The sequence below is a fragment of the Chamaesiphon sp. genome, from assembly GCF_041737865.1.
GTDB lineage: Bacteria > Cyanobacteriota > Cyanobacteriia > Cyanobacteriales > Chamaesiphonaceae > Chamaesiphon.
In genome coordinates this window covers 1-24,917 of the sequence record NZ_JBGSQZ010000101.1, presented here as the reverse complement: position 1 = coordinate 24,917, position 24,917 = coordinate 1, and the positions used below count along the sequence as shown (strand labels likewise).

Annotated in this window: 30 protein-coding genes and 1 tRNA gene; 17 read left to right on the top strand and 14 right to left on the bottom strand. The window is 45.1% G+C overall.

Annotation, left to right across the window (positions count from 1 at the left end; genetic code table 11):
* Window positions 1–313: 313 nt before the first annotated feature.
* Window positions 314–1,183, bottom strand: coding sequence for a 3'(2'),5'-bisphosphate nucleotidase CysQ (locus ACEW9J_RS07265; protein WP_373544463.1), 870 nt, complete (start codon window positions 1,181–1,183; stop codon window positions 314–316).
* On the opposite strand from ACEW9J_RS07265, the gene ACEW9J_RS07260 reads away from it, so the two are divergent.
* Together ACEW9J_RS07260 and ACEW9J_RS07255 are read left to right on the top strand one after the other, a co-directional pair.
* Window positions 1,182–1,307 carry a hypothetical protein gene (locus ACEW9J_RS07260; RefSeq protein WP_373544462.1) on the top strand — a complete coding sequence of 42 codons (126 nt, stop codon included), beginning with the start codon at window positions 1,182–1,184 and terminating at the stop codon, window positions 1,305–1,307. The two genes, ACEW9J_RS07265 and ACEW9J_RS07260, sit on opposite strands and share 2 nt — an antisense overlap.
* Before the next feature lie 50 nt (window positions 1,308–1,357).
* A complete protein-coding gene (locus tag ACEW9J_RS07255; RefSeq protein WP_373544461.1) occupies window positions 1,358–1,687 on the top strand; it encodes a hypothetical protein in 330 nt (109 codons plus the stop codon).
* A 137-nt stretch (window positions 1,688–1,824) separates the two neighbouring features.
* Here ACEW9J_RS07255 and ACEW9J_RS07250 read toward each other — a convergent pair whose 3' ends face one another.
* From ACEW9J_RS07250 to ACEW9J_RS07235, 4 genes are all read right to left on the bottom strand, one after another.
* Window positions 1,825–2,655, bottom strand: coding sequence for an MOSC domain-containing protein (locus tag ACEW9J_RS07250; protein WP_373544460.1), 831 nt, complete (start codon window positions 2,653–2,655; stop codon window positions 1,825–1,827).
* Window positions 2,656–2,658: 3 nt separating this feature from the next.
* Window positions 2,659–3,693 carry a hypothetical protein gene (locus tag ACEW9J_RS07245; protein WP_373544459.1) on the bottom strand — a complete coding sequence of 345 codons (1,035 nt, stop codon included), beginning with the start codon at window positions 3,691–3,693 and terminating at the stop codon, window positions 2,659–2,661.
* 159 nt (window positions 3,694–3,852) lie between these two features.
* The gene (locus ACEW9J_RS07240; protein WP_373544458.1) at window positions 3,853–4,140 is read right to left on the bottom strand and encodes a hypothetical protein; all 288 of its coding nucleotides are present in this window, start codon (window positions 4,138–4,140) and stop codon (window positions 3,853–3,855) included.
* Between the two features lie 42 nt (window positions 4,141–4,182).
* Complete coding sequence (locus ACEW9J_RS07235) at window positions 4,183–4,959, bottom strand: SDR family oxidoreductase (RefSeq protein ID WP_373544457.1); 777 nt, start codon at window positions 4,957–4,959, stop codon at window positions 4,183–4,185.
* Window positions 4,960–5,256: 297 nt separating this feature from the next.
* Here ACEW9J_RS07235 and ACEW9J_RS07230 point away from each other — a divergent pair, with 297 nt between their 5' ends.
* Together ACEW9J_RS07230 and ACEW9J_RS07225 are read left to right on the top strand one after the other, a co-directional pair.
* The gene (locus tag ACEW9J_RS07230) at window positions 5,257–5,460 is read left to right on the top strand and encodes a hypothetical protein (RefSeq protein ID WP_373544456.1); all 204 of its coding nucleotides are present in this window, start codon (window positions 5,257–5,259) and stop codon (window positions 5,458–5,460) included.
* Window positions 5,461–5,542: 82 nt separating this feature from the next.
* Window positions 5,543–6,490, top strand: coding sequence for a carbohydrate kinase (locus ACEW9J_RS07225; protein ID WP_373544455.1), 948 nt, complete (start codon window positions 5,543–5,545; stop codon window positions 6,488–6,490).
* A 54-nt stretch (window positions 6,491–6,544) separates the two neighbouring features.
* Here ACEW9J_RS07225 and ACEW9J_RS07220 read toward each other — a convergent pair whose 3' ends face one another.
* From ACEW9J_RS07220 to cdaA, 3 genes are all read right to left on the bottom strand, one after another.
* The gene (locus tag ACEW9J_RS07220) at window positions 6,545–8,107 is read right to left on the bottom strand and encodes a peptide ligase PGM1-related protein (protein WP_373544454.1); all 1,563 of its coding nucleotides are present in this window, start codon (window positions 8,105–8,107) and stop codon (window positions 6,545–6,547) included.
* A 34-nt stretch (window positions 8,108–8,141) separates the two neighbouring features.
* Window positions 8,142–8,891 (bottom strand): isoprenyl transferase, encoded by a 750-nt coding sequence (locus ACEW9J_RS07215; protein ID WP_373544453.1) that lies wholly within the window; start codon window positions 8,889–8,891, stop codon window positions 8,142–8,144.
* A 62-nt stretch (window positions 8,892–8,953) separates the two neighbouring features.
* Window positions 8,954–9,856, bottom strand: coding sequence for a diadenylate cyclase CdaA (cdaA, locus tag ACEW9J_RS07210; RefSeq protein ID WP_373544452.1), 903 nt, complete (start codon window positions 9,854–9,856; stop codon window positions 8,954–8,956).
* A gap of 228 nt (window positions 9,857–10,084) precedes the next feature.
* Here cdaA and ACEW9J_RS07205 point away from each other — a divergent pair, with 228 nt between their 5' ends.
* Window positions 10,085–11,785: a DUF3084 domain-containing protein gene (locus ACEW9J_RS07205; protein ID WP_373544451.1), complete on the top strand. Its 1,701-nt coding sequence runs from the start codon at window positions 10,085–10,087 to the stop codon at window positions 11,783–11,785.
* 21 nt (window positions 11,786–11,806) lie between these two features.
* Here the strand turns inward: ACEW9J_RS07205 and ACEW9J_RS07200 are convergent, their stop codons facing one another.
* On the bottom strand, window positions 11,807–12,292 hold the full coding sequence (locus tag ACEW9J_RS07200) for a helix-turn-helix transcriptional regulator (protein WP_373544450.1): 486 nt from the start codon (window positions 12,290–12,292) through the stop codon (window positions 11,807–11,809).
* Between the two features lie 235 nt (window positions 12,293–12,527).
* Here ACEW9J_RS07200 and ACEW9J_RS07195 point away from each other — a divergent pair, with 235 nt between their 5' ends.
* Complete coding sequence (locus ACEW9J_RS07195; RefSeq protein ID WP_373544449.1) at window positions 12,528–12,824, top strand: hypothetical protein; 297 nt, start codon at window positions 12,528–12,530, stop codon at window positions 12,822–12,824.
* Window positions 12,825–12,860: 36 nt separating this feature from the next.
* Here the strand turns inward: ACEW9J_RS07195 and ACEW9J_RS07190 are convergent, their stop codons facing one another.
* From ACEW9J_RS07190 to ispF, 3 genes are all read right to left on the bottom strand, one after another.
* Entirely contained in the window at window positions 12,861–13,403 is a 543-nt protein-coding gene (locus tag ACEW9J_RS07190; protein ID WP_373544448.1) for a DUF1003 domain-containing protein, read from the bottom strand.
* Between the two features lie 117 nt (window positions 13,404–13,520).
* Window positions 13,521–14,333, bottom strand: a complete 813-nt coding sequence (locus ACEW9J_RS07185; protein ID WP_373544447.1) for a tetratricopeptide repeat protein — start codon at window positions 14,331–14,333, stop codon at window positions 13,521–13,523.
* An 85-nt stretch (window positions 14,334–14,418) separates the two neighbouring features.
* On the bottom strand, window positions 14,419–14,901 hold the full coding sequence (gene ispF / locus ACEW9J_RS07180) for a 2-C-methyl-D-erythritol 2,4-cyclodiphosphate synthase (RefSeq protein WP_373544446.1): 483 nt from the start codon (window positions 14,899–14,901) through the stop codon (window positions 14,419–14,421).
* Window positions 14,902–15,020: 119 nt separating this feature from the next.
* Here ispF and ACEW9J_RS07175 point away from each other — a divergent pair, with 119 nt between their 5' ends.
* The 7 genes from ACEW9J_RS07175 (at window position 15,021) to ACEW9J_RS07145 (ending at window position 20,224) form a co-directional block, all read left to right on the top strand.
* A complete protein-coding gene (locus ACEW9J_RS07175) occupies window positions 15,021–15,647 on the top strand; it encodes a nucleotidyltransferase domain-containing protein (RefSeq protein WP_373544445.1) in 627 nt (208 codons plus the stop codon).
* Window positions 15,648–15,714: 67 nt separating this feature from the next.
* Entirely contained in the window at window positions 15,715–15,906 is a 192-nt protein-coding gene (locus tag ACEW9J_RS07170) for a hypothetical protein (protein WP_373544464.1), read from the top strand.
* Window positions 15,907–16,000: 94 nt separating this feature from the next.
* The gene (locus ACEW9J_RS07165; RefSeq protein WP_373544444.1) at window positions 16,001–16,975 is read left to right on the top strand and encodes a cysteine synthase A; all 975 of its coding nucleotides are present in this window, start codon (window positions 16,001–16,003) and stop codon (window positions 16,973–16,975) included.
* 71 nt (window positions 16,976–17,046) lie between these two features.
* Window positions 17,047–17,757: a pirin family protein gene (locus ACEW9J_RS07160; RefSeq protein ID WP_373544443.1), complete on the top strand. Its 711-nt coding sequence runs from the start codon at window positions 17,047–17,049 to the stop codon at window positions 17,755–17,757.
* 72 nt (window positions 17,758–17,829) lie between these two features.
* The gene (locus ACEW9J_RS07155; protein ID WP_373544442.1) at window positions 17,830–18,207 is read left to right on the top strand and encodes a VOC family protein; all 378 of its coding nucleotides are present in this window, start codon (window positions 17,830–17,832) and stop codon (window positions 18,205–18,207) included.
* Between the two features lie 225 nt (window positions 18,208–18,432).
* Window positions 18,433–19,080, top strand: coding sequence for a hypothetical protein (locus tag ACEW9J_RS07150; RefSeq protein WP_373544441.1), 648 nt, complete (start codon window positions 18,433–18,435; stop codon window positions 19,078–19,080).
* Between the two features lie 517 nt (window positions 19,081–19,597).
* The gene (locus tag ACEW9J_RS07145; protein WP_373544440.1) at window positions 19,598–20,224 is read left to right on the top strand and encodes a PEP-CTERM sorting domain-containing protein; all 627 of its coding nucleotides are present in this window, start codon (window positions 19,598–19,600) and stop codon (window positions 20,222–20,224) included.
* A gap of 292 nt (window positions 20,225–20,516) precedes the next feature.
* Here ACEW9J_RS07145 and ACEW9J_RS07140 read toward each other — a convergent pair whose 3' ends face one another.
* Entirely contained in the window at window positions 20,517–20,693 is a 177-nt protein-coding gene (locus ACEW9J_RS07140) for a hypothetical protein (protein WP_373544439.1), read from the bottom strand.
* A 137-nt stretch (window positions 20,694–20,830) separates the two neighbouring features.
* Here ACEW9J_RS07140 and ACEW9J_RS07135 point away from each other — a divergent pair, with 137 nt between their 5' ends.
* The 4 genes from ACEW9J_RS07135 (at window position 20,831) to ACEW9J_RS07120 (ending at window position 24,166) form a co-directional block, all read left to right on the top strand.
* Entirely contained in the window at window positions 20,831–21,457 is a 627-nt protein-coding gene (locus ACEW9J_RS07135; protein ID WP_373544438.1) for a hypothetical protein, read from the top strand.
* 451 nt (window positions 21,458–21,908) lie between these two features.
* Entirely contained in the window at window positions 21,909–22,769 is an 861-nt protein-coding gene (gene crtA, locus ACEW9J_RS07130; RefSeq protein ID WP_373544437.1) for a cyanoexosortase A, read from the top strand.
* Window positions 22,766–23,467: a cyanoexosortase A system-associated protein gene (locus ACEW9J_RS07125; protein ID WP_373544436.1), complete on the top strand. Its 702-nt coding sequence runs from the start codon at window positions 22,766–22,768 to the stop codon at window positions 23,465–23,467. The genes crtA and ACEW9J_RS07125 overlap by 4 nt, the downstream gene beginning before the upstream one ends.
* A gap of 51 nt (window positions 23,468–23,518) precedes the next feature.
* The gene (locus ACEW9J_RS07120) at window positions 23,519–24,166 is read left to right on the top strand and encodes an HpsJ family protein (RefSeq protein ID WP_373544435.1); all 648 of its coding nucleotides are present in this window, start codon (window positions 23,519–23,521) and stop codon (window positions 24,164–24,166) included.
* Window positions 24,167–24,255: 89 nt separating this feature from the next.
* Here ACEW9J_RS07120 and ACEW9J_RS07115 read toward each other — a convergent pair.
* Window positions 24,256–24,339, bottom strand: a tRNA-Leu gene (locus ACEW9J_RS07115).
* Window positions 24,340–24,917: the final 578 nt, after the last annotated feature.

Genomic DNA, 24,917 nt, shown 5'->3' with positions numbered 1-24,917 from the left:
AATTGATTCTACGTCAAAGCTATGGATTTAAGAATTTCGATCTAATGAAAGAGAAATTATTAGCTTGCTTATTTAAATGATTTTCGCTTCGCTCCAATCCTTTAAATAAGCAATACTTATCACCAGAAGGGCGGGAGAGCCAAACTGCCAGTTTCGGTAATAGCCACAAAGGCTTGTAACTGTTCGATTCGCATTACTTAGTTTAGGTGTTAGGTATTAGGTATTAGGTGTTAGGTGTTAGAAGTAAATCTAAATTCTCATTAAAGCCTTCCTCAAACCTCAAACCTAAAGCCTCAAGCCTAGAGCCTAAAGCCTAGTCCAGACACGCATCCAAAATCTGTTGATGCCACTCTCCACTACTGGCAATCAGACATCCCCACTGATTGACATCGCCCTGATTGTATTTGAGCAGGCTACCATCTTGACGCGTAAATTTGCCACCTGCTTCTATCAACATCAATTCTGGTGCCGCCAGATCCCAATCCTTCGGGGCTGATGTTCCCGACAGCGATACATACAAATCGGCTCGATCTTCGAGGATCGCGGCGATCTTGCAGCCAATACTACCGATTTTCAACTGTTGTTGACAGGGAAGCTGTGCTAATAACTTAACCAACCCTTCGCTGCGATGATTGCGACTAGCAACAACAACTAATTTGGTTAATTCTTTACCTCCTGTCACTCGGATTGGTGTCCGCACTCCATCTGCTGTGATGTTCCAAGTCCCACCACCTGCAATTGCGGCATACAATCGATCGGATTCTGGGATCGCCACCACCGCCAATACTGGGCGATGTTGATACGTCAGCGCGATATGGATGGCATACTCCCCAGTTTTGTCGATAAAATCTCGCGTACCATCCAACGGATCGATAATCCATACCCAATCTTGGGGCAATTGGAAATCGCCAGCCTGATAAGTCTCCTCTGTCAAATAGCCACAACTGTCTCCACACATCGCTTGAATGCCATCTAATAAGTGTCGATCGACTGCTTTATCTGCTACTGTAACAGGGCCTTCAGCTTTATCTATCACCTCCAACTGTGCTGGACTACCTCGATAGTAAGATTTCAAAATGACTGCTGCTGTCTGGCTTAATTCGATCGTTCGTTCGAGAATGTCGGCTAAGGTAAGGTCGGGAAGTGGTGAGTTCACTGGTATTGGGAGGAAGAATAGAGTCATGCTCTATTTTATAGCTACATTTGCCGAGCGGATGCGTCACGCCAATGGCGTCTGTGTTGGTGTAACATCCAACACGGACGCTAATTTATCACAAGGTGAGATTTTGGCGATCGCGGTGCTATAGTAGTAAACGAAACCGCAAGTCGGTTCAAAATTAAGTGTGAGGAAATTTTAATGAACTTGAAAACTTTATTGGTCATTGTCGGTTTGTCCCTGTCGCTCGGTCTAAATGCTTGTAGCAAGGAAGCTGCTGCTCCTGACGCTACCAAAGTTGAGACTACAACTACTACTTCGCCTGCTACTACTTCGCCTGCTGCTACTACTGACACCAAGCCCGCTGATGGTGCTAAAAGCGAAACCAAGACTACTGAAACCAAGACTACCGAAACCAAGCCTGCTGATGGCGCGATGACGTCTCCTGACGCGATGAAGTCTCCTGAGACAACCAAGTCTACCACTACCAAGACTACTGAAACCAAGCCTGCTGATACTAAAAAGCCTTAGTTATCGTTAGGATCTTTTCTGACAGAATCGATTAGGCTTTGCCTACGCTACGCGAACGAGTCTAAATAGAGCGATAGCCACCAATATTATTTTTGACTTACTAGAAGTCGAGGATGTTGGTGGCTTTGTTTTATTAATTACGATCGACTAATCAGAGCGTCACCAGTATTTAAAAACTTCCCAGCTTCACCTAATGGAATTTGGGTATTGACTGCTAATCGATAGAAATGATTAAATCTCAATTTATTCACCTCAGCGGGAAATGTTTGTTGACGCTGCTCGGTGAAAATCTGTTGAAACTTGAAACTAAGGCTACCAGTTAGAGAATTACGAGTGGGAACGATACAGCGTTGACAGGGATTGATGCCATGAAATCGGACATCACCCAGTTGAAAATCTCGTACTTCTCCAGGTGCGCCAAATAGTCGATCTTCCCAAAAAGCCGGAACGCCACTCAGTTCCAAATTAGTTCTAAATCGACGGCGAACCTCTGCCAAATCTAAGTCAGGAAACCAATCGCAAATCGTCTCTAAGGTAGCTGTACTAACAATTGTCGGCCCATAAGCATCCAAGTCATCTGGAAACCCTGTTACGGCATTTTCGAGTAGGCTAACCGGAAAGCCAAAGAACTCACTCAGCCATCGAGCTAATTCGACAAGTTTGGTAGTCAGGCAGAATGTGTAAGTGTTAGGATCGCCCGCAATGTGAAGCCTAATTAATAGTTGCTGCACTGGCTCGGAGCTAGCAACAAAGTCAAACTCACTGCGTAATTGCTGGATTTTAGCCGTGCGTTTAGCATTGACGATTTTACCTCGCTCATCGACGATCGCCCAACTCCTGTCAAATTTTAACGCACCGCCTGGTGAGATTTTAACGCGATCGATCGCCTTCCCATCCAATGATTTAATCGGATAAATTACGATCTGTGTTAGGGTAGGCTGGATTTTAGATGCAATGTTAGAAATCATCGGCTAATTATCTACTCGCATATAATTTTTAGTAATATATCGACCGATACCAGGATATCGATCTCTCCAGGTGATATATCCCTGAAGATGAGGCGGAAGCTGTCTGTCAAATTCGACAATTTGCTGGCTAGATAAGGGAGATCTGTCGCAGTAGAAGGGATTTTTGGGAAAGCGGCTAAAATAATGAAAAAATATCGCCGAGCGATCGGTTTGAATCGGTGGCTTACCGCGATGATAACATCGGGCGGTATCAGTGAAAATTACCGTTCCGGCTTTACCAACGCAAGAGATCAGCCAATCGGTGGAGCTATTACTCAGCAAATGTTGCATCTCGATGTGGGTCAATCTCTGATATTTTGGGAGAGTTGCTACCAGCAAGTTGTTGATGGCTGACTTGACGCATTGATAAGGGCCACTGGATTCATCGACATCGTTTAGGTAAACTGCCACCTTAATCATGCGCCAGTCTTCTTTATCGCGGTGCCAGAGCCGAGGGCCAGCATCTCTGCCATCTGCCACGCTATAATAAAATGACAATCCACCGTAGCCGACAGGCAATCCCAGATAGCATTCCACAATTTTGAGAATCCGTTCTGAAAGTCCCCAGGTTAGAATTTCTGGATTTTCGGTCAACTGATTGGCAGTTGCCATCAATGTGTGCTTGCCAGCATGAGTAGGGGCACGCGAGAGTCGGGCAAGTTCGTTGGTAATCGGTCGAGCCGCTTTCAAAAGTTGTTGACTAGAGGGGATGCTCAACGCATCTAGCGACGTAATACAAATACCCTCATCAGCGAGTTGGTTGACAATGGCTGATTCCTCAGCATCAAGTGTTGGTAACTGTTGTATGTGTCGTTCGAGCCGCTGTTGATATTGAGGTAAAAGAATCGATCGCTCGACCCAATCAGTGCTATTAACCATACAAGCGAGATCTGATGGTAGACTCAATACTTTATTGACCACCTTATCAGCCAAAGCGTACAGTGGGTATAGGTTATTGAGACGCAGATGGCTAAGTTGACCTAAACTGTTAGTACGCATAAGTATTTACTTGTCTACAAGTTATCGATCGATCGCACTCAATTGAATTGCATGAATTATAGGTGATAACGCACCACCTGCCGAAATCTGGCTACGATCGCGATCCTCAATGAGCGACTAGGGTGAGTGTAGCGTGTGTTGAGCACCAGCCGTAACGCACTAAGATCGTTCCCTTCGGAGCTGATTTAGGATTTCTATATTAACGATCTTTCTATTTACTCCCTTCGCACTCAAGAAATAGACATCATGATTCACCATCCACTGTCTTGATTCGCTGTCTTGAAAAGGTGCTTTACTTGTCTGGACGGGTCTCCCGCCCAGATGGGAAACCCCTGTTCCCGCACTTTTGGCTAAACCCTCGGCACAGCCGTAGACGAGCAAAGCGAGGCGTGTAGTTGGCGTAAGCCTGCCGTAGGCACAGACGGAGCGCGAATCGCCATCCACCATTCACCCCCTACGCTAAATGTCTAATTTGACACTGAGAAGGTATTAATATCCACCTCCGGTAGAATTAAGCGTTTGTCCAGTTATCCATTGGGCATCATCTGTGGCTAGCCAACCAATTAATCGCGCGGCATCTTCTGGTTTTCCCCATCGCCCTTGAGGATTGGCGGCGCGAATCAATTCATACAGTTTCTCATCTGCCCAGCCTGTATCTGTAGCACCAGGATTGACAGTGTTGACAGTAATTCCGCTCGGCATCAGATAAGCGGATAGACTCAGAGTGAGTTGATGCACCGCACCCTTGGATGCAACATAAGCAAGTTCGCTCGGCATCGGGTTGAGGTGTTGCCCAGAGGTTAGCAGCACAACTCTACCACCAAAACTTTTGTGATGTTGAGCCGCAAATGCCTGGACTAGTAATAGAGTACCCCGCACATTGATTTGCAAATGCCTATCGATTTCTGCGGCAGTCAGTTCTTCCAAATTTTCCAGGGTACTGTAAGTATGATTGGCTACCAAAATATCGATGTGCCCCAATGCTTTGACGGCAGTATCCACAATTTGATGGGGCACAGCAGGATCGAGAAAATTTCCTTCAGCATGTGCAATCCGAGTACCCTGTTCTTGCAGCGTAGTTATCAGTGCTGAAATTCCGTCAGTGTCTGCTCCCCACGATCGATCTGCATCATAAGGGGAAAAAGAGTGGATAAAAACATCTGCGCCCAACATTGCCAGCCGTTGAGCGATTGCAAATCCAATTCCTTTCCGCCGACTCACACCTGTCACTAGGGCAACGCGACCCTCTAGCACTGCTTCAGGCATCCGATCGACCCGTAAATGACCTAAGTAGTTTAGCAGAAATAAATCTGGATCTAATCCTAAATTAAGTTCGATCGACGATAGATGAGCTAATTCCCCTTATGGAAACCATTTAAGATCTTCGATCGTTGGCGTAGCCGCGCCGAGAGGTAATCGAACAGATATTGGTGAGGGAGGGCGGGTTTGATTGGTAGATGATTGTGTTAGGCGAGAACTTTTAGCATAAACCCGCCCCTACAGTTTGCGTGTAAAATACTGTAATTGCTCAACGAGGGGGAGGTTGACAAAAATGGATAAACCTTGTCGTTTGCCAGTATTGACAATGGAACGAACAGCAGCAAACAGATCCCGCCCCCACTCAGAGCTTTTGTTGTGCATCGCCGCTGGTCAGAGTTAGCCGCAGCCACTCAATATCAATATCGGTTGCGGCTGCGCCATGAATTGTCCCAAGCTTTAGCTTTATCTCCTCTTCAATCAGATGGGGTCTCCCGCCCAGTACCCTAAAAACAATCCACCTAAAATGTGGGGGATTTAAATGCCTGCTCGTCGTTAATCCCCCTACCCCCTACCCTCTACCCCCTACCCCATGTCTACCGTCATTTGTCTCGGTGAAGTCCTCTTCGATCTGCTAGCTCAACAAAGCAGAGTCAGCAGCGAACACGTCAAATCTTGGACGGCTCTACCTGGCGGCGCACCTGCAAATGTCGCCTGCGCGCTGGTAAAAATGGGCGATCGATCGAGATTTATCGGCTGTGTCGGCAACGATGAAGCTGGCGCGAAATTGGCAGCTAAGTTGGCAACTGAAGGCGTGGATCTTACCGGACTCCAACATCATCCCACCGCTCCCACCCGTCAGGTACAGGTACTCAGAACGGCTGATGGCGATCGCATTTTTGGTGGTTTCGGGGATATCCCTACCGATAAATTTGCCGATACCCAACTAAGTGAAGTCCCCAGCGCATTATTTAGCGGTGCGGACTTTTTATTATTGGGGACACTAGCTTTAGCCTACCCTGATAGTGCCGCTAGCACTTGGAAAGCCGTACAATTTGCCCAAGCAGAGGGGGTGAAAATCATGGTAGATATCAACTGGCGACCGACTTTTTGGACAGATTCAGCAGTCGCCCTGCCCAAGATTAAGTCCTTACTACAACAAGCCGATTATGTCAAGTTTGCGCGAGAAGAAGCCGAATTAATCTATGGGGAAACATCACCGCAATCTCTATGCAAATACTTACCTCAAGCTGTCGGAATTTTTGTGACAGATGGTGGCAATATATGTGAGTATTGGCTCGATGGTAACAGCGGACAACAGCCAGCTTTTAGCGTTACCGCGATCGATACAACAGGTGCTGGCGATGCTTTTGTCGCTGGGTTATTGCATCAATTAGGGAGACAAAAATCTGGCGCAGAAATAGTTCGCTATGCGGCTGCGGCTGGAGCTTTGACAACTCGCCAAGCTGGCGCGATCGATTCTCAACCTACTGATGCTGAAATTATCCAGTTTTTGGGCGTAAATAGCAATCATAAATGAGCAGGTTAATGTAGGGTGTGTTAGGCATCAGCCGTAACGCACCATCACCCGATCCTACTGAGATTTCCAGGAGATCGGTGGGATCGATCGAGTATTAATTAATTGGGTTTCTCGATCCAAAACTTCCTCAACTTTGTGATAAATTTCCTGAGCTTCTGCCAGAGAATTACCGATACTTGTCAGTCCGACTTTGCCAAATTCTGATAGGTATCCCATCATGTGAAAGACGGTTCCTGTCTCGGTACTAGTATCAAAATGCAAACGGTGATGAGCGATAATATCCATCAGATCGTTGGGTAGCAAGCCCCGATATTGTGGGTGCTGGAGATTGTCTGAAGCAATATAATATTTGGGCTTACCCTGCTGAGAGTAAAATAAACCGTCCTCCCATTGATAATAACCATTGGTGAGGAATTTCAGAGTCATAAATGGATGAGTCGTACCCCCCTTACGGAGATTGATTTCGATCGCGTGTAAATCCCACCCCCCATCAACATTTTGCACTGCAATAAAGTCTACCCCAAACCGTTCGATCGCGCCTTTTGCTGCGAGATTTTTGCCAATTGCTAGTCCCAAATCCTGAAGTTGACGGCGATAACCTGCGGCTGCGGGAAACTGACACCCCAGAAAGATTTGCCCGTCGGGGCCGCCTAAAATCTGGTCGTGGGTAGAGAGGATTTCGACCGTTCCCAAGGGTGTAATGCACCCCTGAACGCTGGGAGATTGTTTTCCTTCTCCTTCGACAAAAGCTTCCACGATCGCCCCAAGATGACCGATTTTGGTCTGGAAGTTCGTCCATGTTTCACCATGCCCCTGAAAACTCAGATCGGGGAAAGCTTGACTGATTGCTGCTACTCGCTGTGAATTACTAGTCGGATTACCCAAGCGGCGGAGATCGAGGATAGCATTACCTTCACCCGAAAAGCCTTCATTTAATTTGACAACTAGCCGCAGCAGATCGGGTTGTCGCTCCCACAAATCTGCCGCAACTTGAGCCAAATCTCGATCGTTAAAAACTAACCCACTCCCATCAGGATGGGGCAATCCACACTCAGCAAAGATCTGCCGACTGCCCGCTTTTGTGCCCCAGTATAGTAAATCTGGATCGAGAGCATAGAGCGGGATGTCTAATTTTAGGGCGAGATCGCGTTCGATCGCGGTTGAATTGTAGCAGATCATCACCGATCGATCTGGTCGTAACGATTGCTTAATTCGATCGAGTAGGCGCGGACGATCTAGAATTTTCTGACTCAGCGGTTGGAGCGAATAATCATCGGTGGAAAATAGCCGCAACCGTTCGCGGGCATGGGAAAAGGGAATCCCAGGCAACAGTTGGAGATAATAATCGATCGCGATCGGTGCTAGTGGTACTGAAGTAACATAAACTAGCCGAGTGCGCGGATTTGACAACCTCATCAAGGCAAATAACAATCGTTCTTCATAATGAATATATCCCTCAACTTTGACAAGTTCCCCCCGATCTAAACTCAAGGATGGGATCACTAAAATATCCAGATCGCTATCCATCTGAGCATCAAAACCATGCCATACACTTTGCAAGCGCGACTGCAATTGTTGAAATTCATCGTGTTTCGATCGAGACTCATCACCCAGCATCAGGTTAGCTCCAATTATAAATTATCAACTATATTTAAGCTTTCCCAAACCGACGATGACGTTGTTGATAATTGAGTAGAGCGTGATGAAATGCTCGCCTATCAAAATCCGGCCATAATGTATCAGTAACATAGATTTCAGCATACGCCAACTGCCACAATAAAAAGTTACTAATCCGCATCTCGCCACTAGTCCGAATTAACAGATCGGGATCGGGTAAAGCTGCTGTATCCAAATGCTGTGCGAGGAGATTTTCGTCAATATCGCTAGCCTTAATTAACCCCTCCTGAACCTGAGTGGCAATTGCCTGACAAGCTCTGACGATTTCTTGTCTACCGCCATAGTTGATCGCGACGGTAAATCGGACACCTTGATTGTGCTGAGTAGCATTTTTGGCACGGTCGATCGCATTGTAGAGTGATGGTGTTAAATTTACTAAGTTACCAACGACCTCTAATTTGACTTGTTCAGAAACCATTTCCGCCAATTCTACCTGAAATAGATTTTCAAATAGTGTCATCAGAAAATCGACCTCCTCCATCGATCTTCCCCAATTTTCGGTTGAAAAAGCGTAGACAGTCAACGCCGAAATCCCCCAATCCTTGCAACAGCGGAGGAGATCTTTGAGAGTCTGAGCACCACGCTTATGTCCCATCATGCGGGGAAATCCCCGCTGTTTTGCCCATCTACCGTTCCCATCCATAATTACCGCTACATGTTGGGGTAGCTGAGTGCAATCTAAATCGGTAGGTAGTTCGATGAGACTGGTCGTTTTGGGAGTCATCTGAAAAGTTTTGAATTATAAATTATGAATTATGAATTGCCGGAATGTGGTCAACTCATAGATCATTTGTTGTCTGGCAATCCTAGCAAGCGACGAAACAGCTTGATACTGCGAACACTAAAACTACGACCCAAGCTGCGTAAACTTGGAGCAACAGATTCGCGACGCTCGCTCATCGGCGCAAACCGAATTTCCAAAAGCTCCTTCAGTTTACTGCTAGTTAGGGGGCGATCGAGTATCCCCGCTTCAGCTAGAGAAATCGATCCCGTTTCTTCGGAGACGACGATACAGATACAATTGTTCGTACGCTCCGTAATTCCCATCGCTGCTCGATGCCTGGTGCCTAGTTGTCTCGAAGCAGCCCGCTCGGATAGCGGTAAAATTACCCCTGCGGACACCACTCGATCGCCACGAATAAATACAGCACCATCGTGTAGTAATGTGGTATTTTGAAAGATTGTTTGGATCAGTTCCTTCGATAGCTGGGCATCTAATTTTACCCCTGGGACGGCAAAATCGCGCTCATCCATCATCTCATTGGTTTCGAGGATCATCAATGCTCCAGTCCGTTGTTGAGATAGCTCCTTGACTGCATCGACAATTTGGTCGATCGATCGATCTGCATCCAGACTGACTCGACGGGTAGATCGGATCGAGGGCATCAAGTTTCCCCGCCCCAATTGCTCCAGAAAGCGGCGGAATTCCGACTGGAACACCACTGACATCGCTAGTGCAGCCCCGACTACCAATTTGTCTAGCACAAAGCTCAACAGCCGAAATTGCAGCCGTTCGCCGATGGCCGCAGCAACGACCAGCACGATTAGCCCTCGTACCATCCAGAGCGTTCGGCGATCTCTGACCGCCAATAACACCAGAAAAGTGAGGGCAATTACCAATCCTAGATCTATACTTTGACGCAACCAGGATTCTATAAAGTGGGAATCAAACCCCAGACCCAAAGTCATTGGCAACTCATCTACTACAACCAATCCCTAGATTCTATGCCACATTGGATGAGATCGACAATCAATTTTAGGGATTATTTATTGGGTAACAATCGCCTGTCGAACTCCGACTCGCCGACGGCTAAAATTTTCTGACCCAGAGGGGATGTGATACGATCGATCTCAACCGCCTCAACACGGGTCAACAGTTTAGTGCCATGGTCTTCACCAAAATTCGCCCCTTTACCTATGACTAGCGGCTATCTTCTCATCGGGGCAATGTTAATTTTGGGGGGCATCATCGCGGTGTCTGGAGATCGGATTGGGACGCGGGTGGGTAAGGCGAGATTGTCATTATTCAAACTACGTCCGCGTCAAACAGCTACACTAGTAACAATTATTGCTGGTACAACGATTGCCGCCTCAGTGCTAACACTGATCTTTGGAGCTAGCGAACAACTGCGAATTGGGGTATTCGATCTTCAAAAGATCCAGCGCAAACTCTTCGATACCAGGGAAAATCTCGCTCGTGCCTTGGAGCAAAAAGATCGAGTCCAGCGAGAGCTAGAAGTCGCGCGCAATGAGCAGCTAGCCGCAAAAAGCCTCCTATCAGGAATTAATAATTCGCTCAAAGATGAGGTGCTCAAACAATCAGTTGCTACCCAGAACTTAAAAAACACCAAACAGCAACTCGAATCCGTCTCTAATCAGCGCAACCAGCTGGTGGCGGAGGTGACGGAAATTGACCGTCACCTCCGCGATTTGACCGCCCAGCAGCGAGTAATTTTTACTCAGGTACAAGAGATCCAAGTCCGGATCGATCGGCTAGAAACAGCCATCTTGCCCCTGCGGCAACGCATAATCAGTGCGACTCGTCAGAGATCGCAACTTCAGCAGCGACTCAATACTATTACCGTCCTCCCCAATTTAGCCAGTGAGATTCGTCGGCTCCACACCAACGAAAGCAAATTAAAAAAATTAGAGCAAGATTTGGAACAACAGATTGCAAAATTAACCAATCTAGAGGCACAGCTTCAAGCACAACAAACAGAATTAGCAAATCTCAAAGCTCAGATCGAACAGCTCGATCGAAAACTCGTAGTTCGGCAAGCTCAACTCAAAGAAAAAGATAAGCAACATCAAAAGTTAGAGCGAGAGTTTCAAAATCGGGCGATGCAGTTAAAACTGAGAAATCAGCAGCTTAAAAAAATTGAATTAAAGATTGAAATCGATCGCCAAGGGTTGGCTTCACTCGAACAAGAAGTCAATAATATCGAGCAAGAGTATCACAATATTCAGCAGGGCAATATCGTCATTCTCCGCGATCGAGTTTTGGCGAGTACCGTCTTGAAGATAAGTAGCCCAGAAGCTACAACCGCAGCCATTGACAATCTACTTGCCCAAGCCAATCTCAATGCGCTCCAAGCGACCGATCCTTACAATACTAGCAAACAACAAATCATCAAACTTGCACCCGATCGATTAACACAGCTCAAACAACAAATTGCAGATCGTCGGACTAATTATGCAGTGAGAATTTTTTCGATCGGGAACTATGTAATGGGCGATAAAAATATTCAAGTATTTCTCGACGCCACGCCCAATCGCAAACTATTCGATCGAGATGACCAAATTGCTGAGGTAAAGATCGATCCGACAACGATGAATGAATCACAGATCGGCCAACAATTAAATACTCTATTAGTAACTTCGCAACTTCGAGCTAGACGTGCTGGTATTTTGGATGATAAGCCTCAAGTTGGGGATGGACAACTAGCTACATACGTGCAATTTTCAGCTCGCGTTAAACAACAAAAATACCCGATCGAAATCAGGACGATTGTCGATCGGGATATCTATACATTAGGGCCACTAGTAGTTAAATTACAAGCGGTCGCTAGAGGCAAGGTATTATTTAATACTTACTCAAATTCCTCAAACGGTCGCTAGAGGCAAAGTATTATTTAATACTTACTCGAATGCCTCAATCAATCGATCGAGTGTACATTGATACACTGACATCATACGTTTGAGTTGAGAAGGAACTAGTTTCGGTTGAGAGCGTTTTTGCTCCCAATCATTAATCGTTCTGACACTCAATCCCAATTCAATCGCTAGTTGTACTTTTGTCAATCCAGCTCCTTCCCGTAAGTGCATCGGTGTTATAGTGCTATAACTATTGCTAGTCGTCGCGCAAAACTGATGCTGAGACTGAGTTTTATCTGGTTTCAAGATATACACTTTTGCTAATTGGTGCCCATATTTTTGCTGTTTAATCGCTACTTTTTGGCTAGCGATCGAGTTTTTCAGACAAATTTGGAGCATGGAAATGGGACGGTTTAAACGATCGGCTAGCTCCTTAATTGTGAGACCATCTGGGTGTTGACCGATCGACTCTAGAAGTCGATCGGTTGTGGTGATACTAGGGAAATCGGGGGTTATTTCGACAATTGCCAAAGTTAAGGTTTCCTAACTCGTCGCATAACAGTCTATCATCTTTAGTTAAAATTAAAGAATGTTATAAATACGCTATTTCATCGATATCGCTCTAGTTTTGACTAGCTATGTCCGTTTTTCCACCCTTGACAACCCGCGATCGATTAGGATATCGTTTACAAAACTATCTGTAGGTATCAAAATTAATTCGGCTCCGACGATCGCTCGCGGGTTCATAGCAGCTCGATCGATCGCGATGGAAATACCCAGTCACTCTAAATTGTCAACTATGCCTCAATTTTGGATTGCGATCTTTTTCATCACCTTAGCGATCGCTCAACTGTTTCAATCAATTAAGGAGATCGATCTACCCTTTCCAGTCTATTTAGTCTTGGGGACAGTGTTAGCAATTACTTCCAATTCCCAAGGCATGTTTTCATTAGATCGAGCTGGGGTGACAACACCACTGATAGAGGAGCGAGATCCAAGCCTAAAGTCAGTGCAATCGCCGAACCTAATTGCTACTGAAGATCGCGATCTTACTAACCAATAGCTGCACTCGGATCGAGGATAGTGAAGATCGAGCGGGTTAAATATCTCTGTCCGATCGATCGTTCATATCCATTTGTCGTGCAATCATCCGCTCCATTCTCAAGATCGTCTCTGATTGAGTTTGGACTAAAATATATAAATTAGCTATTTCTCTATCTCTAAGTGAATCCAGTTTTTCATGGAGTAATTCGATTTCTATTTCTGCTTTGATATCGCAGTCCAAATCTTGTTGAGCATTATCTCGATCTATTTCAGACTGGCGATTCTGACTCATCAAAATAAATGGAGTCGCATAAGCCGCCTGAAAACTCAATGCTAGATTGAGTAAAATAAATGGATATGGATCCCAATGAGATATCCAGGAGATAATATTTAGTAGGATCCAAATTATCAACAAGCAGCTTTGGATGATGATAAACCGCCATGAGCCAACTACTTCGGTGACAACATCAGCGATGCGATCTCCGCGTGAAGAAGATCGCAATTTCGCGGATCTAGCAGGTTGAATCGATCGTAAATAAGCTAATCGATTCAAGTCTGTCGATGAAAGTTGGGTGGGTTTAATAACTGGTGGAACCATAAATCTATAGCAGTCCTATTTGATTTTTCAGAATATTGTAGGGTGTATTATCCCATAGGGTAACGCACCGAAGGGAATAACTAATTACAACAACTACTAAATCTTAAAATTGTGACATCACTGCAATTTCAGAAATTTTTCTAACGCTGCAACCATACTCGGTGGCCACCGTCGGGTATTTTTCACCCAATCTAGATCCTTGTAGCGACTGTCCAAACCAATCACAGCTACCCAGTTACTCTCAGCTTCACCCCGTTGACCATCTTGCCAGAGAGCCGCGCTCAAAGCTGCACGTACATCAGGAAAATCTCGATATTTTCTGACGATATTCTTCATGTTGCGGATGGCTTCGGGAATCTCTCCATTCTGGTACAAAGCTAAGGCATAATTAGCACGGGCGAATGCAAAGTCGGGGGCAATTGCCGAAGCCTGAAGATAATTTTTAATTGCTGTATTCCACTCACCCAAACCAGCATAGGCATTACCTAAATTATTGTAAGCCATCGCATCTTTAGGATCGATCGAGATGATATATTGATAGTCGGCGATCGCTTCATTCCATTTGCCTAAACCCTCCAAAGCTGTGCCGCGATTGAGATAAGCATCAGGATAATTGGGTAATAACTCGATCGATTTATTAAAGTCTTCTACCGCTTCAGTTAGTTTATTCTGACTGACACGAGAATTACCCCGATTGCTCCAAATTGCCGGATTCTGTGGAAACAAATCGATTAATTGCGTCCAATATTTTTCAGCTCTACCAAAATCACCCTCATTAGTAGCTGTAAAAGCTTGGGTTCGCAACTTGTCACCCAGTTCAAATTGGGCATCAGTAACATCAGTAGGTGCTGGCTGTGCCAATCCAGGACTAATAGGAGTTAAAGCGATTAGCACGATCGCCAAAATACTCACCAACCAACGCCATCCCATAAATTTTATCCCTATATTCCCTCTTCAACTGTAGAGGAATTAGGGATACAAGACAAATTAGAGCCGATCTAATTATCGGTACCGCTTAACTATCCTTGGTGAGCAACACCACAGCATAGGCACAGATACCCTCCTCCCTTCCTGTCGCATCTAATTCTTCATTGGTAGTAGCTTTGACACCAACTTGCTCCGGCGACAATTGTAACGCGTGTGCCAATCGATCGCGCATAGCCTGAATATGGGGCTTGAGTTTGGGACGCTCGGCAACAACAACTGTATCGAGATTGGCAATTTGCCACCCGCGATCGATAATTAAACCATTAACTTGTTTCAACAGTTCGATACTATCTGCACCCGCCCACTGAGGATCTGTCGGCGGGAAAAAGTGTCCGATATCTCCCAGGCTCAATGCACCCAACATCGCATCCATAATCGCATGAGTCAGCACATCTGCGTCGCTATGCCCCAATAACCCTAGTTCGTGTTCCAGCCGTACTCCACCTAAAATTAGGGGACGCCCTGAAACCAGCCGATGAATGTCGTAACCATTGCCGATCCGAATGTTCATGAATTCTGAGTAGTGAGATGTGTCAAAATGTTTAGTATCGGCGTAACCACCTAGCACAATCGTATCGTACAGATCGATCGCCCCAACTGCCGAAACACCATCCTCTAGAACAAAAATCGATGGAGATAGCCAGCACCGAGATAGATATCGATTCTACCATCGCCTCTGAGTTGCAACAAATAGCCAGCATCGAGCAGATTGTCATTCTCTACGCTTGTGAGTCAGGAAGTAGAGCATGGGGCTTTCCCTCTCCAGATAGTGACTATGATGTGCGGTTTATCTATCTACGTCCTTTAGAATGGTATCTATCGATCCTCGATCGTCCCGATACCATCGACTTACCTGTAAATTCGTTACTAGATATTAATGGCTGGGATCTCCGCAAGGCTCTAAAATTATTCAAAGGCTCCAACTCAGCTATTTATGAATGGATTCAGTCGCCGCTAATTTATCAAGCTCATAGCGAGATCGGTAACGAATTACTGTCTCTAGGTCATAACTATTACTCCCCTCGCGCTGGAATCCATCATTATCTCAATATGACGATTAACTGTTATCGAGAATATCTCCAACTCGATTTTGTCAAATTGAAAAAGTATTTTTATGCACTCCGCCCGATTCTAGCTGCTAAGTGGATTGTTACACATCAAACCTTTCCGCCAATGATCTTTAGTGAATTATTAAACCTGATTAACGATCGTCAAGATCTCTTACTCCCTTTCCGGCACAAGAGTATAGGTGTTTAGCCGCTATAAAGCTTATCCTGTAAGGGTTTATAGCTCATAATCTTATCACAGGAAGGGAGTAGCTGAGATCGATCGATTATTGACTCTTAAATTAACTGCAAAAGAAGCCACGCTGATTCCAGTTAGCCCGATTCTCAATGATTTTATTCAAACAGAGATCGAAAATTGTGAGCTAGCTGTTAAGCTTGTTCCCAAGCAAGATGCCGATCCGTTGGCATTAAATGATTTATTCAAACGCTATGCTCTTGGTAATAGCTAGCAACGATCGATACTACTGTGGACTTGTCTGTTCGCGCGCGGCAACTGTACTGGGCGGGTATCCCGCCCAGACAACTATTAACTGATTTAAACCGATGGATATTAAACGCGGCTTTGTAGAAACGATTGGGAATACACCACTAATTCGGCTTGATAGCTTTAGCGAAGCAACGGGATGTGAAATATTAGGTAAAGCAGAATTTCTCAATCCAGGTGGCTCCGTCAAAGACAGAGCTGCTCTATATATCATCGAAGATGCCGAGCGGCGGGGTATTCTCAAACCAGGTGGAACCGTGGTCGAAGGCACTGCCGGAAATACCGGAATTGGGCTGGCACATATTTGCAACGCCAAGGGCTATAAATGCCTGATTATCATCCCAGAAACTCAGTCAGCAGAAAAAATCGAGGCACTCCGCACCCTCGGCGCAGAAGTCCGTACAGTGCCCGCTGTGCCATACAAAGATCCGAATAATTATGTCAAATTATCGGGACGTGTGGCGGCGGAGATGGAAAACGCGATCTGGGCAAATCAGTTTGAAAACCTAGCCAACCGTCTGGCACACTATGAAACTACTGGCCCCGAAATGTGGGCGCAGACAGATGGCAAAATTGATGGTTGGGTAGCATCTACAGGTACAGGGGGTACTTTTGCAGGCGTATCATTATTTCTCAAACAAAAAAATCCACAGATAAAATGTGTTATTGCCGACCCGATGGGCAGTGGATTATATAGTTATGTGAAAACTGGTAAAATTACCCTCGAAGGAAGTTCGATTACTGAAGGAATCGGAAATAGTCGGGTGACAGGTAATCTCGAAGGTGCCCCCGTTGATGATGCGATCCAAATTCACGACCAAGAATGTATCGAAGTAGTCTATCAACTCCTCCGTCAGGATGGATTATTTATGGGTGGCTCCGTTGGCATTAATGTGGCTGCTGCGGTGAGATTAGCCAAGCAAATGGGGCCAGGACACACGATTGTGACGATCTTATGCGATGGTGGTGCGAGATATCAGTCTCGGCTATTCGATCGAGCTTGGTTGGCTACCAAAGGTCTAATAATTGATTAAAATCTAAGTAGATGTCGAGACAAAGATTCATTGTAGATATCGATAATAAATATCTCTACGGGTAGATTTTCATGAGTCAAATCACACCAATTGTTCGTAAAGCTAACGATCGCGGACACGTTCAAATTGATTGGTTAAATAGCTATCATACTTTCTCGTTTGGTAGCTATCACGATCCTCAACAGATGGGTTTTGGGACGCTCAGAGTGATTAATGATGATGTTGTCGCTCCAGCGCGGGGGTTTGGCACCCACGGACATCGAGACATGGAAATTATCACTTATGTGCTCTCTGGTGCGCTCGAACACCAAGATAGTCTCGGCACTGGTGCAGTTATCTATCCTGGGGAAGTCCAGCGGATGACTGCGGGAACAGGAATCACGCACAGCGAAGTCAACCACTCCGCCAGCGAACCAGTACATCTACTGCAAATCTGGATTATTCCCGATACTGTCGGTTTGCTCCCTAGCTACGAACAGAAAGCTTTTGCGATCGATCGCAAACAGGGCAAATTGTGCCTCGTAGCTTCGCAAGATGGGCGTGATGATTCTGTGACTATCCATCAGGACCTAAACCTGTACGTGGGGATGCTAGCAGGCGATGAGCAGGCATCTTATCAAGTGGAACCCAATCGCTCTGTCTGGCTGCACGTGGCTCAAGGGGAAATCGCGATCGACGATCGAATCCTGAGTGCGGGGGATGCGATCGCTTATGCTGGTGGTAGCAAATTAGAGCTATCTACTCCTAGCAATAGTGAAGTGCTACTATTCGATCTAGCCTAAACGCCGCTCGAATGGAGACGAGGGAGGATTCATAACATCCCTATTACCGTTCTATCCCCTATCCCTACCCCCATGATTGAAGTTGTTGGTTATCTACATGCTGCGGTAATCGTATCTAATCTAGACAGAGCGATCGAGTTTTATAGTCATACCTTAAAATTAAAACGGGTAGATCGACTCCTCAATTATCCTGGAGCATGGTATCAAATTGGCGATTTTCAAATCCACTTAATTGAGGATGTGAATTATCAAAACGATCGAGTCGATCTGACGAAATCCACCCGCAATCCACATATCGCTCTAGAAATACAGGATTTAGATGTAGCTAAACAACAGCTACTCCTAGCTAATTGTGTAGTAAAAATGAGTAGTTCTGGTAGACCTGCACTATTTACTCAAGATCCAGATGGAAATGCGATCGAATTAACTTGTCTACTTCCTTCCCCGTGACAAATTCGACATCTAGGGTAGGGGGTGAACGGTGGATGGCTTGCACTGAGCGTAGCCGAAGTGTGAATGGTAGATGTCTATTTCTTGGGTGGGAAGGGAGTAGCTAAAAGATAGGGTTGCCAAGATCGTTGGTTTATCGAAATTATCCTAAAAAAAAGGAGAGTTGCTCGTTGGCGAACTATTTGGGACTGAGATCGTCACAGCTAAAAGTATAAATTAACTACTATGGAAGTCGAGGATCGAACGATCGCCGAACTAAAAACTTCAAGCTGGTTGACTAAATTAGCTGCTAATTTGAATCGCACTAGCAATATCTACGCGATCGGTTGTCTAAGTAGCTTATCTGTGACTACAGGCTGGAATTACCCCATATTAGCCCAAAGTATCATCCCCTCAACTCCAGATATTTGTGATGTCAACCTGACGATGTTAAATTCCACCGATGCTAATGTCGATCGGAATATTGTCACCGCAGATACAGTATCTCCAAAGGGAACGACCATCCCTAGCTTATGGTGGACGAGCGAACAATTTCCAGCGAAATTAGTGACAAATTGGATTGCCAACCGCAGCCAAAACCAAATTTACTTATTGGTTGACACACAATATTGGAATATTCTCGATTATATCGATCGCTATCGGACGATCGACAGATTTGGTCGTGTCGCCCAAGGCTACGGATACAATCTAAAAATATGTAACACCCAGAAGATCGAACTCGCTGGTTATACCTGTGACAATCCAGGCAATCTCGCCACCAAGCAGAACCTAGATCGAGTCGATCGCAAAAATACCTGCGAGATTTGGTTGAATACCAATGGACAAAATGGTCTGGGCGTAAATACAAAGCGATCTATTACCGATTCTAAATAGTCTTATCCATCCAATTCTCAAGTTTCAAACCTTCGGCGATCGAACAGGCAAATTGATAAACCATCAGATCGAAATATCGCCATCCTATCTGAGTTCCTATAGCAATCCTATTTGAAAAGCTAAGTTGATGTAGGATGCGTTAGGCGATATCCGTAACGCACCAGTATTCGATCCTAAATCAGCTTATTAGGATCGCTATATTAGTTTTTACCTGTAAGGTGTGTTTGCGTCAGCGCGAGCGAACTATTGGGGCGACCGGGTGCATGAGTAAGATCGCTGTACTTATTGCTTGTTTGTATAAGAAATATCATTAGGATCGACTTTTGTACTGAGTCAATCTCGCTTCATCATCGTAATCCTAAAAAAAAGTTACTAGGTAGTTGATTTTTTGGAAATATGATGTAATCTAATGCTAGAAAGATAAATAGGGTAACTAATAGAGCCGTAAGATTAGATTTTAAATTCTTCCCAATTTTCAGTATCGATTCCCCCCGATTATCCTTCATCAAGATTCAACATGAAATTACGTTCTATCATGACTTCTGCCTTTGGCGTAGCAGTCCTCTCTCAGTTGGCTGCCCCTGCTAGTGCTGTCAGCTTAATCAATGAAGATTTTGGCACTGGGCTTGCAGACAGCTTCAATATCTCTACTGGTACTACTATTGGTGCCTTCGATGTTTCTGCTGGCAACATCGATTTAATTGGTAACAATGGTGGGTTTGATTTATACCCTGGCAATGGTAATTACATCGATCTGAATGGTAATACCACAGGTGCAATTACATCCACTGGTAGCTTTACTTTCGCTAATGGTGGTATCTTGTCGTTTGACTATGGAACAAACGGAGCACCTACCAGTGCTAATGTATTTCTCGGTACGACTTTGCTCGGTGCGTTAACCAATCCTAGCGGCGCGGCTTTTAGCAATCAAAGCTATAGCATCGCTAGTGGAACAACTGGTGCTCTATCATTTGTATCGACAAATAGCGGCTTCGGTGGAATCGTGCTGGACAATATTCTACTCAGCTCGACCGATGTTCCTGCTACTGCTGTACCCGAACCTTTCACCATGATTGGTACTTTAATTGGTGGCACAGCAGCGATCCGACTCAGAAAAAAACTGAAAGTAGACAGTAACGTCTAGATTCTCCATACTTCACGACTTGCTCTCAAGAGTAAGTAATCTCCACAAAAGATCGAGAAAAGCTATAGCCTTTCTCGATCTTTTTTGTTTGAACCAATATTTAAATCAGGATCTCGCTTTCGATTGGAGCGAAGATTCCAATCATTGTACTGTCCTACCCCAATCCGATCCGTCTAGATCGCATTCAGTACGGTTCGGATCGGCTCCCAACCCCCTGCTTGGTGCATTTTCCATCGCCCTAGAAACAAAGGCGGGGAGATGGCGAGGGGGTGTTGCTAGAGATCGGAAGTTTTTAAGAACCGGATTTGGTGTCACCTCGCTTGAGGACATCATCACCAGCAGTTTGCTCCGTTACCAGAATCCCAGATCGATCGAATCGATGAGATCGTAGTGTGAGTCTCGATTCCAAGTCTTGGTGTCGAGCTATTTCTGCTCGATCGATCGAATTAATTACACAAAATAGTTTCATGGTGATTACTTTGAGTAAATTCTGGGTAATCTATCAATAGGGGTGTCAATAGGGTAACTAAAAAGTAGCCAAGCTAACTTTTAATATTTTCCTAGTTCGATCATCACTATCGCGATTATCCTTATTCAAGATTCAAAATGAAACTACGTTCTTTAATTGCTTCTGCTTTCGGTGTCGTTGCCCTCGCTCAGTTTGCTACTCCTGCTAGTGCGATTACCTTAATCAATGAAACTTTTGGTTCTGGCAATCGAGACCAATTTAATATTGGTGTTGGTAGTACTGTTGGATCGAACTTCAAAGTTACTGCTGGTAACGTCGATCTAATTGGTAACAATGGCTCGTTCGATCTTTACCCTGGTAATGGTAATTATATCGATCTCAATGGTAATACTTTCGGTACTATTACATCGATCGGCACCTTTAGTTTCGCTGCTGGCGACACATTGAATTTGTCTTATAATTATGGGACAAACGGAGCAGGTGGTGGAGCTAATATCTTTTTAGGTACGACTCAAATCGGTGTCTTGTCCAATGTTTCCGTTGCGTCAGGTTTTTTTAGTGGTAGTTATGATACTACTCAGCCACTTAGTGGTGCTCTGAGCTTTGTATCGACTACTCCAGGATTTGGCGGTGTCGTTCTCGACAATATTAAGCTCGACAAGACAACTGCTGTACCTGAACCATTTACCATTATTGGTACTATTGTTGGTGGGACTGTTGCTATTCGCACGAGAAAGAAACTCAAAGCGGCTGCTAAAGTCTAAGCAATTAATTTGTGATAGCTCGATCGATCTTTACTCCTTGCCGGAGAGATGATGCGAAAGTCTAGTATTCACCGTAAGGTATAATTTGGCTCATGCCCTCGACGCCATCTCAGTATTAATTTCATAACAGCTCCAAAAAAGCACTGCGAGTAGCAGTGCTTTTTTGTGTCAAATCGAGAGTAGTTTGCTATTTGGACAGATGTTGTCATCAAAACCAAATTGAGTCGCGGGTACGATCGATCGATCTAAGTCAACAGCGACATCGAAGATGGAAATATCGCGCCACTGAAATTTAGTTATGAGAAATATTAGAGAGATCGACCATAATACGCAATACTAAGGTTGTTAGTTTTTAGATCCCCCAGCAAATCGATCGATTTGGGGGCAACATCCCACCCCACCGCGTTCTTGCTATCCCACATGTGGGAACTTGACACAACCCTTAGAAAGCATGAAACAACAGGCTTTTTTCAAACGTATCTCCCTCTCATCACCAGCTTTTTTACTGCTAGTTCTAGGTGTGGCAGTTATCGCCATTCACCTCACCCTCATGTTCAAAACTGGTATTTCCGATCGTCAAATCACTAGTACGCTGTTTTGGCTGACTGCTGCTTATCTGATCTGGGAACGACAGGACAAACTTGAGTTCCAGACTGGGCTTGTAGCTAGCTTATTGGGCGCACTCTTACTGGCGATGCTATTGCTCAAGACTACTGGCTACTGCGAGGACTCTTTTTTGATTGGCTACCCATTTCTGGCTGGGATCGCTCTAGCCCTAATTGCTTCTGGCTTTCGGGGATTGAGGATCTATTGGCGAGAACTCGCGCTGCTGTTCTTTTCAGGGATTCCCGAAGTTCTACTTTCCAAGCTGACCGATCCTGCCCCGATCACAGCGCAGTTTGCTAGCTCTATGCTGTGGTATTCAGGCTATGCTGTGACCCAGCGGGGAATTTATCTCGATCTTCCAGGTGGCAGTATTGAGGTCTATAGCGGCTGTTCTGGCGTTGTAGCCATGACCCAATTACTGGGGATGTCGGTATTATTTTTGATGCTGCTACCCTTGCCTTGGAAATGGTTCCAGAAGTTGATTTTACCTGTAGCGGCGATCGCCATTGGGTTTTTGGTCAATGCAATGCGAGTTTCGCTGATGGCAATCCTGGTAGCTCAAAAACAGATGAAAGCTTTTGAATACTGGCACGATGGCTCTGGTTCGCTGGTATTTTCAGTCATCGGGACGTTTGTGCTGGTAATCTTATTGAAGATCCTCATCGAGCTATTTGCGCCTAAGCTACCACAGGAGGAATTAAAATGATGCACCCCGTTGCGATCGCACGTCAATCTCTATTATTCATTCTATGTGGCGGTGCGATCGGTGTACTAGGTAATGCTGTCATCAATAGTCCTCCGACTAAATCAAGTCTGAGCGCACCTGCTGCATATCAATTTCCGCAGCAGGTGCCGTTAGCAGATATGCAGATGTCTACGAGTAAACTATTAGCCGCTCATACCTTCAAGGATGGAATGGTGGCAACTGGGATGTCTTATCGATATCAAAACTCAAAACCGATCGAGATTGAGATCCGCTACATCACTGATGGAGTCGGCAATCGACCGACGATGGATGCGATGCTGCCAGTATTTACGCAGGTGCCGATTACTGTGCTCCGGCCATCGACAATGAAGGAACAACCTGGGTTGGGTTTTTATAGTTTATTTGTCGATAAGAAAACTGCTTATTTTGGTACTTGTATCAATCCGCAGGGGATAACTACAGTCACTGGAGATCAGTTTCATGCTAATAGTAATCCCAATCCACTAACTACTGGGATTCCGATCGATCGATTGTTACCCTGGGTACTGGGAAAACAGACTCTCAGGGACAGTCGCTGTCTCTGGACGATACTTTCTACCCCGATCGATCCGGCTGCCCCCGATGCTACGATAAAAACGTTGGAAACATTGGGAGTGAATTGGATTCGCTGGTGGCAAGTACATTTCCCCGCAGCCTAAAATTCCGCATTCAACTTTCACAGGTTTCGATTAAATTAAAGGTACCATTTCATGACCCCCGTTCTAGTTTTATTTCGCGTTGTTGGCTATGGACTGTTGCTATTGACACTATTTGATGTGGTTAGCGCATTCATTCCCCTTCAACTGAGTAACCCCGGCTGGCAGTTTCAAACTGCTGGCGGTTTTGTGGAACGCTCTGCCGTGCCACTACTTGGTTATATTCTAGTTTTCTATGATAATCAAGAATCTCGTAAAAAAAGAGAGCTGCTCCTACTCAAGCTATTGTCGTGGGTGGCATTGCTATCTGGGATATTTTATTTTGCGTTGGTGATTGTCTTGTTTATCACTCCACCTAATATCAACAAAAATAGTGAAGACCAGGTGAACGCTCAATTAAATCCTCGAATCACCCAGGCACAACAGATTCAATCACAACTGAAAACAGCTCAACCTTCACAAATAGAAGCGTTGATGAAAAATGGTCGCGTACCTGCTGGTACAGATCCACAAGCTTTTAAGTCTAAATTGATGCAAGAAGCAGCCACCGCAGAGCAAAATCTCCAAACTCAAGCTACTATTACCAAGAATAGTCAAAGGCTGGCTTTATTCAAGAATGCCATTAAATGGGGCTTGGGTGCGATGGTAACAGCTGTTTTGTTTATTCGCATTTGGGCTGGAACTGCCTGGGCAAGACAATAATAATATCGATCGGCTGATGTCATGTCACCGTAAAGACATGACATCAAATCGTCTAATCTCGATCGAGTTGAGCACCAATTTATCTAAGATGGGGGTGGCGAGACTCGAACTCGCACATCCATTACGGACGACAGATTTTAAGTCTGTTGCGTCTACCATTCCACCACACCCCCAAGTACGATTACACTATCTAAATTTAGATAATGTAAATATGCCGTAGATGAATAACTTACCACAAATAGTTAACCAATGCAAGCTAATTTAGCAATCTCACATCTTGCATCAAAACATAGTTACTAGTGTTTAGTGGATGGCGGATGGTGAATAGTGAACGGTGATTCGCGCTCGCCGCTGGTGCAAGATGTGAGCAATCCTATTTGAGATTTGCGGTAGGGTGTGTTGGGACTTCGCAATCCTAGCGGGGGTTGCCAACCCCACACGGCGAAAATATTAACCCTAAGTCAGGTTAAATAATCTCCTCATAAGAAATAGGCGGGAAGTGGGAAACTCATGGGCTTTAGCCCTGAGAGGGAGCTGGGCGGGTGACCCGATTCCTGACAAGTTAAGGTTTTTGATCGAATGTCAACACCTACATATAGCGTAATTGTCGGTTCAATCGCACCATATATCAAAAATCTCGATCGATAGTGCTAATGTATTCAATCGCTGAATGTCCGATGAAACGGTCGATCGTTAAATTGTCAAACCTGCTTGACAATTGCGATTGAAGCTTAACTTGTCACTAATCGGG